The organism is Halalkalibacter urbisdiaboli (assembly GCF_002156385.1).
Lineage (GTDB): Bacteria > Bacillota > Bacilli > Bacillales > Bacillaceae_D > Halalkalibacter_A > Halalkalibacter_A urbisdiaboli.
Window position 1 is genome coordinate 24973 of sequence record NZ_MVJM01000007.1, and the last position, 11437, is coordinate 36409.

Annotated in this window: 11 protein-coding genes and 1 pseudogene; 6 read left to right on the plus strand and 6 right to left on the minus strand. The window is 39.3% G+C overall.

All coding sequences use genetic code 11. The features are described 5' to 3' along the window. The first annotated feature begins 430 nt into the window (after positions 1-430). Genes B1R93_RS21650 through B1R93_RS21660 form a run of 3 tightly spaced genes read left to right on the plus strand, consistent with a single transcriptional unit; the run spans position 431 to position 3008 of the window. Entirely contained in the window at positions 431-1432 is a 1002-nt protein-coding gene (locus tag B1R93_RS21650) for an ABC transporter ATP-binding protein (RefSeq protein ID WP_088105993.1), read from the plus strand. Further along, a complete protein-coding gene (locus B1R93_RS21655; RefSeq protein WP_088105994.1) occupies positions 1429-2220 on the plus strand; it encodes an ABC transporter permease in 792 nt (263 codons plus the stop codon). Before B1R93_RS21650 ends, B1R93_RS21655 begins: the two co-directional genes overlap by 4 nt. 2 nt (positions 2221-2222) lie before the next feature. After that, positions 2223-3008 (plus strand): ABC transporter permease, encoded by a 786-nt coding sequence (locus tag B1R93_RS21660; RefSeq protein WP_088105995.1) that lies wholly within the window; start codon positions 2223-2225, stop codon positions 3006-3008. Positions 3009-3214: 206 nt separating this feature from the next. Here the strand turns inward: B1R93_RS21660 and B1R93_RS21665 are convergent, their stop codons facing one another. From B1R93_RS21665 to B1R93_RS21690, 6 genes and pseudogenes are all read right to left on the minus strand, one after another. Further along, positions 3215-4069, minus strand: coding sequence for an HAD family hydrolase (locus B1R93_RS21665; protein WP_088105996.1), 855 nt, complete (start codon positions 4067-4069; stop codon positions 3215-3217). 143 nt (positions 4070-4212) lie between these two features. After that, positions 4213-4416 carry a cold-shock protein gene (locus B1R93_RS21670; RefSeq protein ID WP_088105997.1) on the minus strand — a complete coding sequence of 68 codons (204 nt, stop codon included), beginning with the start codon at positions 4414-4416 and terminating at the stop codon, positions 4213-4215. Positions 4417-5162: 746 nt separating this feature from the next. Then, positions 5163-5255: pseudogene (locus B1R93_RS24000) on the minus strand (IS200/IS605 family transposase); the annotation flags it as partial. Positions 5256-5384: 129 nt separating this feature from the next. Further along, positions 5385-6203, minus strand: a complete 819-nt coding sequence (locus B1R93_RS21680) for a polysaccharide deacetylase family protein (protein WP_088106015.1) — start codon at positions 6201-6203, stop codon at positions 5385-5387. A gap of 5 nt (positions 6204-6208) precedes the next feature. Beyond that, the gene (locus B1R93_RS21685) at positions 6209-6919 is read right to left on the minus strand and encodes a PIG-L family deacetylase (protein ID WP_088105998.1); all 711 of its coding nucleotides are present in this window, start codon (positions 6917-6919) and stop codon (positions 6209-6211) included. 29 nt (positions 6920-6948) lie between these two features. Then, on the minus strand, positions 6949-7260 hold the full coding sequence (locus B1R93_RS21690) for a DUF1806 family protein (protein ID WP_088105999.1): 312 nt from the start codon (positions 7258-7260) through the stop codon (positions 6949-6951). Positions 7261-7660: 400 nt separating this feature from the next. On the opposite strand from B1R93_RS21690, the gene B1R93_RS23570 reads away from it, so the two are divergent. From B1R93_RS23570 to B1R93_RS21700, 3 genes are all read left to right on the plus strand, one after another. Beyond that, entirely contained in the window at positions 7661-7744 is an 84-nt protein-coding gene (locus tag B1R93_RS23570) for a putative holin-like toxin (RefSeq protein WP_425348996.1), read from the plus strand. A gap of 277 nt (positions 7745-8021) precedes the next feature. Next, a complete protein-coding gene (locus tag B1R93_RS21695) occupies positions 8022-10067 on the plus strand; it encodes a molybdopterin oxidoreductase family protein (protein ID WP_088106000.1) in 2046 nt (681 codons plus the stop codon). A 334-nt stretch (positions 10068-10401) separates the two neighbouring features. Then, positions 10402-11346 (plus strand): glycosyl hydrolase 53 family protein, encoded by a 945-nt coding sequence (locus tag B1R93_RS21700; protein ID WP_088106001.1) that lies wholly within the window; start codon positions 10402-10404, stop codon positions 11344-11346. Positions 11347-11437: the final 91 nt, after the last annotated feature.

Genomic DNA, 11437 nt, shown 5'->3' on the forward strand with positions numbered 1-11437 from the left:
AACAATCATCTAAGATAACCGTGTGGACCTTATATTAATACGTACGATTACTTTAAACAATTATTTATAATAATTATCACAAATTATTCACGAAGTGTTTGTGAAGTTTGTCACAAATTGTTCAATGAATCCTGCCAAACTCCTGTTATATATGGATTTTGTAAAATTGTCGAAATGAAACCGTTCAAATCGAATCACTATTTTGAACGGTTTCTTGTGACTGCCTTTCATTTTATCAGCGATTTTAGAGGATTTTTCAGCGAATTTGCATTTGAATACAGCGATTTCACTAACTTAATCAGCGATTTCACTATTTTTAACAGCGTTCCTAACTTGCTGTTATAATAAGGAACAGTTAAACTAAAATTTGTTCTAAAGACTAGTGAACTAGTATTTGGCTATTGTTAAATAGCTTCAGGAGGTAAGAAAAATGAACGTAATTGAAGTTCAAAATTTGCGCAAAGAGTTTAAATCACATTCAAGTCGCTCTGGTTTATCAGGGGCATTCCGTGACTTATTTACGAGAAATTATAAAGTGCTTGCGGCGGTTGATAATATTTCATTAACCGTCAAACAGGGAGAAATGGTAGGCTACATCGGTGAAAATGGAGCTGGTAAATCAACGACCATAAAAATGTTAACCGGAATCCTCACACCAACTTCCGGCTCAGTTATCGTAAATGGGATGGATCCACATAAAGAACGCGAACAGTTCGTTCGCTCCATCGGCGTCGTTTTCGGTCAACGCTCCCAATTATGGTGGGATATTGCCGTACAAGAGTCCTTTAAGTTATTGAAAAAAGTATACCGCGTTTCGGATGAGGATTATGAGAACCATATGGGCCATGTCATCGACACCTTAGAAATTGGTCCATTATTAGACAAGCCCGTCCGAAAGCTTTCACTTGGACAACGAATGCGCTGTGAATTAGCAGCGGCACTTATTCATAATCCCCCCCTCCTCTTTTTGGATGAACCAACGATTGGCTTGGATGTGTTAGTAAAATTAAAGATTCGAAAATTCCTTAAAGAAATCAATGAAACCTATAAAACAACGATTCTTTTAACAACACATGACTTAACCGATATTGAAGCCCTTTGTGAACGAGTCGTGCTACTGGACGAAGGAAAAATCATTTATGATGGCAAGTTGAATCAACTTCAAACACAAGCTGTTGAAGGAAGAAAACAAGTAGAATTTGAATTCCTAAAAGAAGTTCATGATATCGACTTACGAGGTACTGCAAACGTTCATTGGGAACAAAAGGATGCGACGACGTGGCTTGCCTACGTTAATGGTGATGAACGATTTGTTTCCGAGCTCATTAGCGATGTTGTTCAAAAGAACCCGATTAAAAATGTCCGGATCAATGAAATTTCCACAGAAGAAATTGTTCGAAAGATTTATGAAGAAGGAATGGCAATCACATGAGTCAATACATTGAAATGATTCGCATTCGTTTTTTAATGATGCTCGCCTATCGGACGAACTATTATAGTGGAATTTTAATTTATAGCATTAACATTGGGGCTTATTATTTTTTATGGTCTGCGATTTACGGAGGAAAAGAAGAAATTCAAGGGCTATCCGTTTTACAAATGACCACTTATGTTGCTGTTGCTTGGATGGCACGAGCGTTTTATTTTAATAACATCGATCGAGAAATCGCTATGGAAATCAAAGAAGGTAAAGTTGCGATTGAGATGATTCGACCATACAACTATTTAGGGATGAAAACGATGCAAGGTCTCGGAGAAGGACTATTCCGATTGTTGTTTTTCTCTGTCCCAGGTATGGTTATTGTGGCCCTCATCTTTCCTATCAGTTTTTCTGCGAGCTTGGCAACATGGGGTTTCTTCTTCCTCTCGCTCGTGTTTAGCTTTATCGTCAATACACAAATTAATTTACTTACAGGAATTATGACGTTTTTCTTATTTAATAATTCTGGGTTGATTCGAGCCAAGCGTGTCGTTATCGACTTATTTTCAGGTCTATTACTCCCAATCTCGTTTTACCCACTTTGGGCTCAATCTGTCATGACGTATTTACCATTTCAAGCGATAAGCTATATTCCTAGTATGATTTTTACTGAGGGATTCGTAGGAAAAGAGATTTATACCGCTGTCCTATTGCAAGCATTTTGGGCACTGATTTTACTCATTCCGATTCGTCTGTTATGGGCTCTCGCAAAAAAACAATTAATCGTACAAGGAGGCTAAGAATGTTTTATATCTCAATTTTCTTTCAATACGCCTCTCAATATTTAAAAACAAGATTAACCTATCGTGTTGACACCGTAGTCGAAATTCTATCGGACTTATTATTTCAGGCTGTCAATTTAATTTTTATTTTAGTCGTTTTCGGTCATACGACCTTGCTAAGTGGATGGAGCCGTGAAGAAATTATCTTTATTTATGGATTTTTCCTCGTTCCCTACTCAATCTTTACATCCTTTTTTAACATTTGGGATTTCAATGATCGCTACATCGTCAAAGGTGAAATGGACCGTGTGTTAACCCGACCGATTCATAGTTTATTTCAAATCATTATGGAACGAATGGAGTTAGAATCATTATTTGGTGTCATTACAGGGTTAGTGATTATGTTTTATGCCGGATCGAACTTAGGATTAACACCCGCTTGGTATGATGTATTAATCTTTCTTGCCATGGTTCTTGGTGGAGCGTTTATATACGCGGGGATTTTTATTTCGATAGCTTCGATTGGTTTTTGGTCAGATAGCCGAACCGACATTATGCCAATGATGTATAACATCGGAAATTACGGTCGTTATCCGGTTGATATTTATCACCGTGTCATTCGGTTCGTTTTAACATGGATTTTACCATTTGCCTTTGTAGGCGTGTATCCCGCAGCTTACTTTTTACAAAGAGAAGAGTGGTATGTTTATGCGTTCCTAACACCTGTCATGGGAGCCATCTTTTTAACACTCGCAGTGCTGTTATGGAATGCCGGGGTTAAGAAATATCGCGGGGCTGGGAATTAAAAAACACAAAAACTCCAGGTTATCCTGGAGTTTTTTTAGATCTACTGCAGCATAGGGTGTGATGTATCAGCGTTTTTTGGCTGTTTATCATCATTTTTTTGTGTTTATCAGCGTTTTTTACAATTAATTCAGCGAAAATGGCACTTTTATCAGCGAATTATATAAAAAGGCATCTACTCTCCAAGTGGGAGTAGATGCCTACAGGATTACAGTACAAACTTTGATTTTAAATAATGATAAACCCCATCTTCATCACATGTAAACTCAGTTACGTCATCCGCCACTGCTTTGATGTGGTCTGGTGCATTTTTCATCGCCACGGCAAAGCGAACAAAGTCCAGCATCGGCAAATCGTTATCACTATCGCCAATCGCCATAATATCATTCGCTGACAGCTCAAAACGGTTTAACATTTGTTTAATTCCAGTAGCTTTATTTACGTTCGCCACCATGAGCTCGACATTATAAGGAGAAGAAATAGAGGTCGTAAAGTCAACTTCTTGCTTTAGTTGCTCAAGCTCCTCTTTCCATTCGTTAATATGCTCTTTCGTTCTAGCAAAGAAATAAAATTTTGAGAAGGCAGTCCCCTCTATTTCTTCCTTCCAGGCAATTTCTTCTTTAATCGCTTGTTTACGTGAAAGCCACTCATTAATCCCAACATTGTCAGGCTTCGGATCACTAATCTCAGCCTCTACATAAGACTGGTCTTGCTTTAATGTTATCCGAGGTGCACCATAAGGAAAAAGCTCATAATACACTTTGTTGATTCTTGCTCTGTGAATCACCTCGTCCACTAATTCACGCGAAAGAGAATGTTCAAATACGACTTCATCTCCTATGTACCCTGCCATTCCGTTTGAAGAAACAACTCCATCGACTAAAAAGCCCTTAGGTACAACTCCGTCAATTTCATCAAAGGAACGGCCTGTCGCGATAAAAACAAATAGTCCCTGATTGCGTAATTCATCAATGATTTCCTTTGTATGAATACTCACTTGATTATGATGATTTAGAATGGTCCCATCCATGTCTAAAAAAATGGCTTTCGGTTTAAATTCCATTTTTGTTCCTCCATTTAATTTTAGTCGCGGCATTATATTACCAAAGTAGTATGTAGAAAAAATACTCATTATAAATATACTTAACTCACTGATACACAAGGTACAATTTCCCACAAAAAAAGGACTCAATAGAGTCCTTTCAATTAATATGCTTTGTTTACGTTTGTAGCTTGAAGTCCACGGTTACCTTGCTCTGTGTCAAATGTAACTTTTTGGCCTTCGTCTAAAGATTTAAATCCTTCGCCTTGGATAGCTGAGAAATGTACGAATACATCATCTCCACCTTCAATTTCAATAAAACCGAATCCTTTTTCAGCGTTAAACCATTTTACTGTACCTTGTTGCATATGTGTAATCTCCTTATGTGGACTCAAATCCACGTTTTATTACTATCGTTGCTCAATTAGATATCAAAGGCGAAAAGTTTAATACTTAACTTTTAATATAGACCGAACAAAAATAACTTCTTAATAATATCATATAATTTTTTGGAAAGCAACCTTTCATTGGATTTGTTACAAAAGAAAGATGCTGTGCCAAAAGGTTAAGAAACAACCCTTTGGCACAGCCTTCATGCTTTAAGCTTTCGAGACAGCACCTTCCATTAATTAGTTAGTTCATTAACTGCTCAGCAAATGCAATCAAATAGTCAGCCTGTTCATTAGTTAATGCTTTGTCTATTTGAACTTCGACTTGGTTAATAAATGCTTGCAGTTGACCATCTCTTGCTTTTGTATTGCCTTTTTCCTCAGCAGCTTTGGCTGCTTCTAATTTTGAAACGAACGAATTGGCATCCTTATTTTCACCATTTTCTGTTGAAAATTGCTCTGTTAAGCTAGCCAGCTTACGATGATGGTGATTGCTGTATTCCCTGCTTTGTCTACTGCTTCTGCTTCAAATATATGCTCACCTGCTCCAAGTTCATACGCAGAATGTTTTTAGCTTCCAACCGTTGAACAAACCACCCGTGAGAACAGGTGGTTTGTTCAACGGTTGGAAGCCTTTGTTACTGACCAGACCCTAAAGGGCCACTGAATGGTTCGCCATGTGTACTACTTTTACTGGCCAGACCTAAAGGGCCTCTCTCTACTTTATTTTTTCTTCTGTTCTTTTTTACCTCCTCTCCTGTAAATGGATCTATATATTCTAATAAACTTAATTGTTCTGCGATTATATCATCTTGTATTTTACTGTAATCATACATATATTAAACTATCCTAACTTATTGGTTATATTTGTTTACATAATAAATTTATAAACAACTAATGTAAAAACAGACCGAATTCTGTGCGAATTGGTCTGTTTAATCAGTAAATTAAAGCAATGCCGTACTCTTAGCTAATTCAACTTGAGCGCCGCCTTTTACTTCAACAATCCTCTCATCAACACTTAGCCATACGGACATGGCAGAAGGATTATAAACAAAATGGCTATCGGCAGAAAACTTCAGATGTTGAAACGCCTTTATGTAATCAACGATTTCAATGTTTGTCGCATACCAGATGTCGTCACGATTGCCGATATATTTGCAAAACCCTTCAATCAAATCCCAATTTTGGTCGTTGTCAAATTCATAGCTGTGCCCCCACACATACATCATATATAAATACTGCTTTTTGTGGAGGTTTACAAAATCCTCCGCAATATTCATTAACTCCCGCTTATGATGACACGTCGGATTCCATTCTAAGAAATCATCAGGCATCGAAAAGTTACCCGTACTATTCACGGTTCTAGAATACTCGATACCCAAATACGGCAATAAGTCCTTAATATAACTGCTATACGATCCGTTTGGATACGAAGACCCTCTTACGGTATAGCCAACGATGTTCTCTAAATTTTTGCGGTCCTCCACAAATTCTTCAACAAGCTGTTCTTTCGGGGAGCGAGCAATTGTCGGATGAGTAACTGTATGAGTCGACACCTCATGACCAGCGTATAGTTGGGCAATTTCCTCCTTTGGAATCCGATCACCTATGCCAAGTAAACCTGAGTTAATATGAAACGTTCCTTTTACCCCATTTTCGTTAAAAATCTTAACCAGTCTCCTATCAGCAGCCTTCCCATCGTCATAACTCATCGTCAGCACCTTATGCTTTCCTTCAGGGAATGTCATAATTACTTTTGGCATAACCTTCATCTCTCCTCTTTTTTCCGTTTTTTTATTAATTGGTCGTGAAACGGTGAATGAGCTTTAATAAAATACTCATAGTTAGAGAATTTTTTTAAGCTTAACTCATCACGCATCCATACCCAGTCGTTCATTTCTGATTGGGTTTGATGGGCGCGGTATGCTTGTAATTTGTACGGAAGATAATCCTTTACCTCAATCTTCGTTACTTGCTGTGGTAAAAGTCCATATTGGTGCGGGTTATTTGCAACATGACCATTAGAGACATAAAATAAGGTCACATCGGTATTCCCACGTTTTTCGTACAGTTCAAACGCTTTCGTTGTAGCAAGTCCAATTGCACAGTGATCAGGGTGCCCGCCCAGCGATTCATGAAACGTAACGACGGTATCTGGTTGGACATCCGTCATTTGCTCAAGAATCATTTGTGTCAACGTTTTCAAAGGTTGAATTTCAACTAATTTGTCACGAATCCCCAAAAATCTCAAACTATCAATTCGTAACGCATTGCACGCGCTTATTAATTCTTGTTCACGAATGAGTGGAATATCTTCACGCGTTGCAGTTGGCGGGACCCCCATCCGTCGCCCCATTTCCCCTTTTGTTGCGCAAATCAATACAACACGATGACCTTCATATGCGTATTTTGCGAGCGTTCCACCACAAATAAAGGTTTCATCATCTGGATGTGCAAATACTGCTAATATCGTTGCCATATGTAGAATCCCTTCTCTTTGTTAAAAAGTTAGATTGGAAACGGCCGAGAACTGACTTCCAACGTCCGCGCTAGTCGCCCATGCTCATCATAAGCTGTAACGATCACCAGATCATCTGCTAAACGCATATGGGTCAAATGATCAACATGAATGATCGACGCTTGTTCGTCTAATTCTAAAAAAACACGAATTGACTGCTCACCTTTTACATGCACTTGATGCAAAGATGCTTTGCCGTTTCGAAAATAACCGCCCGGATTCACCTCAATATGGACGTAAATATTCGTCCCAATCCAATGTTGAAGCTTTTTCAACAGCAAGTCCCTGGATATCTCTTCCAAGCTCCACCCCTCCTCAGATTTAATGGACTTTACGATGTGTCAACATGATGGTATACAGTATTATACAACTTTGTAACCCCTTTCACCAACAAAATGGCCTGACCTCCACCACTGCGATTAATTTACTACAAAAAAACTCATCCCCAACAAAAGATGAGTTCCATGCAATTATTATCCTTCCTTCCAACACCCTAACGCCAACAGCCGCTTCGAAATCTCGCCCCACTCTTTCGAAAGGTCGAGCGTCTTTATTTGGATGACATTGTCTCCTATTTATAAATAACTAACCCGAACATTCATTCTATCAAATACCAAATTTTATGTTATAATTACAATGTAATAGAATATGGTTTCTTAAGGGTGGCGGCACATCCCCATTAGAAAGGGGGTGATGCCTATGATGACAGTGTATGAAGCATTAAGGTTAATGCTTTTATTTGGTATGTTTGTCATTGCCTTGCTGTCGTTTAAAGACACAAAATAATCCACCCTTAAGCTCCCTAGGCTGAGGTGGATTATTTTCCCTTACGGCCGCCCCTCTTAAGGGCACTCTATTGCATTAACCGTTGATGTTCCCGCATCAGCGGTCTTTTTATCTTACACTTATAATAATTATTTTATGCGACATTGTCAATTAATGGTGCCTAACCCCTGTCGTTTTACCTCTTTAATTACACTTTATATAAGGTACCTGACCCCTTCCCTACTAATCCATCAAATGGTATAATCGACTACAAATTTCGTTTGAAAGGACACTGATTATGCAATCATATGTAACGCAGAAGGATGGCGTGTTTCCATCAGTATGTTCCCTCGACTGTCCTGACCAGTGTGGATTACTCGTTCATAAGAAGGACGGAAAAATCATCAAAGTAGAGGGCGACCCAGCTCACCCTGTTACCAAAGGTGCGATTTGCAACAAAGTAAGACATATGACGGAACGAATCTATGATTCTAATAGATTAACGACTCCACTAAAACGAGTTAGTGCAAAAGGCTCAGGCCGGTTTGCTCCCATTAGCTGGGAAGAAGCGATTGAACTAATTGTGTCCAAATGGAAAGCATTGATTGACGGGCACGGTCCTGAGTCGATTCTTCCTTATAGTTTCTATGGAAACATGGGTAACCTGACTGCCGAAGGGATGGATCGCCGCTTTTTTCATCGCCTCGGCTCGAGCCAATTAGAGCGTACGATTTGTTCTGTCGCTGGTGGAGTTGGTTATTCATACACAATGGGCTCGGCTGCTGGAATCGACCCCGAAGAAACGATCCATTCAAAGCTATTTATTATGTGGGGTATTAACGCTGTTAGTACGAACATGCATCAAATGACAATTGCCCAAAAAGCACGCAAAGAGCATGGTGCCAAGATTGTTGTCATTGACGTTCATAAAAATCAAACAGGTCGCATGGCAGATTGGTTTATCCCGATTCACCCAGGAACAGACAGTGCGCTCGCGCTTGGCATGATGCATATCCTTTTTTCTGAACAGCTCGTCAATCACAATTTCTTGAAAGACTATACAGTAGGCTATCAACAACTAGAAGAACATGTGAAACAATACGACCCAAAAACCGTATCGTCGATTACCGGTGTCCCTGTTGAAGATATTTATAAATTAACACGTATGTATGCCGAAGCTTCCCCCTCTTTCATTAGAATTGGAAACGGCTTGCAGCATCATGATAATGGGGGCATGATTGTTCGAACCATTGCTTGTCTGCCTGCATTAACCGGGGCTTGGCTCGAGCGTGGGGGCGGTGCTTTGAAATCGAGCAGCAGTATTCTTGCTTATAACGTAAATGCCCTCCAAAGACCGGACCTCTTAGAAAACAAACAGACTAGAAGATTTAACATGAATCAATTAGGTCAGACCTTACTAGAAACGGAGCCACCTGTTTACTCTTTATTTGTATACGGGACGAACCCGGCGATTGTGGCGCCGGAGAGCAATAAAGTACGCCAAGGACTTGAACGAGAGGATTTATTTACCGTTGTCCATGATCTGTTCCTAACAGAAACAGCAAAATATGCAGATGTCATCTTACCCGCAACATCTGCCTTTGAGAATTTGGACTTTTATACATCCTACTGGCATCACTACTTACACCTGCAGCAACCTGTTATTGAACGATACGGTGAGAGCAAATCAAACACAGAAGTCTTTCGCCTACTTGCAGAAGCAATCGGCTTTGATGACGAAGCCTTAAAAGACTCAGATGAAGAATTAATCCGTCACGCGCTAGATTATCCAGAAAATCCATATCTAGAAAAAATAACGTATGATGCGCTAGTGGACGAAAAATATATAAAAGCCAATCGCTCGGACGACTTTCTTAAAAATCTCCAAACCCCAAGCGGAAAAATTGAGCTTTACTCAGAGCAAATGGTGCGTCACGGCTACCCTGCCCTCCCGACGCATACACCGTTAGTTGAGGATGGACACTTCCCGTTCTTATTTATACCTGGGCCAAACCATAATTTCTTAAATTCAACATTCTCTAATAATGAAAAGCATCAATCGTTAGAGAAATCAGCAAAAATTCACCTCAATCACGAAGATGCAAAACAACTAGGAATAGAAGATGGTGAGGTCGTTAGAATTTGGAATGAGCGCGGCGAATGTGAAATCATCGCGTCCGTTGGTGAGAATGTTTTACCTGGGGTTGTCGTGAGCCAAGGCCTCTGGGCCGACATGCCAGGGAAAAAGCAGTTAGTGAATGCACTCGCACCAGACCGACTTGCAGATATGGGCGGTGGCGCAACATTTTTCTCTGGACGTGTGAATGTGAAGAAGCTCTCTTAACGATGATGATCCTGTTCCAACTTCGAACAGGGTCATCTTATATTAAAGAATTGCTATGAATATCTGTATCAAGTAAGTCACTTAACCAAAACTGCTCAATTCCTCCGCTGCTATCTTGTTTTCCATACGAAATTTTTTGTAGACCACTCCTTTATCCGTTTCTCTCTAATGTCATGAGCTATTGCTTTATATTACCAAGCCATAGCTTAAGCTTATTAATTCATTAAACAATGCTCCATGTAAGGCATTGCTCTATATTTTTAAATCTTGAAAACTTCATTTATATTATTAGTAGGTTTTGTACGAAAACAGCATAAATAAAAATTCATAAGCTTTGACAGCTTCTCTGAAGGCTGTAAGCCCCTCATCCAAGGTCATTACTCATTTAGCTCATGGGACAAAAAACAGTGAATTCAGATGGTGGTTTGATAGTTTTTTCAAGGAAGGTGGTAAAACAGATGTTATTGGTGCATCATTCTACCCTTATTGGGAAGGTAAACCGTATTGGGAGCTGATGGATGCTTTATCCTACAACTTGAATGACATGGCTTCCCGTTATAACAAGAACGTTATGGTTGTTAAAGTAGGCGGTCACGAAAATAACCCTACAGATACTTATTGGACAATTTATGAAACGATTAATATAGTGAAAGCAGTTCCAAACGGAAAAGGGACTGGCGTATTTTATTGGGAACCTGAGGCTCATTCAAATGTACTTCCAGATAGCTATTCATTAGGAGCAACTAGCGAAGTATCTACGAATGTCTTACAGTATACAACTGCTATCGATGCCTTCAGTGATGTATTCTCAGGGTCAACACCACCTCCCTTATCTGAAGAAGATAATCTTGTTTCAAATCCTGATTTTGAATCAGATGGAGCGACACAGAATCCATCAGGTTGGACGACTTGGTCAAATGGAAATGATGATGCTAATTATACCGAAGCTGGTGGATATTCAGGAAGCTACAGGTTATCCCATTGGAAAAACAAACCATATCAAATCAGTACCTACCAGATTAAAACAGGGCTTACAAATGGCACGTACACCATGAAAGCATGGGTGAAAAGTAGTGGTGGCTTTAAAACAAGCCAAATGTACGTCAAAAACTTTGGAGGAACAGAAAAAAATGTTGCTATTCCCGCAACAAACACCTGGACTCAAATTACGATAACAGGAATTAATGTTACAAACGGGCAAGCTGAATTCGGTTTTTGGACTGATGCAAATAGAAATAACTGGATTAATGTTGACTACGTGGAGTTTTATATAAATTAAAATGAAGGAATGAAAAAAAGGAATCAATTATTTTAGATTCCTCAGGTTGTAGAAAGGAGTGCGCGGAGTCGCTACATGTTTTAAAAGCCTT

Coding starts and splice junctions, on each gene's coding strand:
- B1R93_RS21650 (WP_088105993.1), top strand. CDS start 431: ATGAACGTAATTGAAGTTCAAAATTTGCGCAAAGAGTTTAAATCACAT.
- B1R93_RS21655 (WP_088105994.1), top strand. CDS start 1,429: ATGAGTCAATACATTGAAATGATTCGCATTCGTTTTTTAATGATGCTC.
- B1R93_RS21660 (WP_088105995.1), top strand. CDS start 2,223: ATGTTTTATATCTCAATTTTCTTTCAATACGCCTCTCAATATTTAAAA.
- B1R93_RS21665 (WP_088105996.1), bottom strand. CDS start 4,069: ATGGAATTTAAACCGAAAGCCATTTTTTTAGACATGGATGGGACCATT.
- B1R93_RS21670 (WP_088105997.1), bottom strand. CDS start 4,416: ATGCAACAAGGTACAGTAAAATGGTTTAACGCTGAAAAAGGATTCGGT.
- B1R93_RS21680 (WP_088106015.1), bottom strand. CDS start 6,203: ATGCCAAAAGTAATTATGACATTCCCTGAAGGAAAGCATAAGGTGCTG.
- B1R93_RS21685 (WP_088105998.1), bottom strand. CDS start 6,919: ATGGCAACGATATTAGCAGTATTTGCACATCCAGATGATGAAACCTTT.
- B1R93_RS23570 (WP_425348996.1), top strand. CDS start 7,661: ATGACAGTGTATGAAGCATTAAGGTTAATGCTTTTATTTGGTATGTTT.
- B1R93_RS21695 (WP_088106000.1), top strand. CDS start 8,022: ATGCAATCATATGTAACGCAGAAGGATGGCGTGTTTCCATCAGTATGT.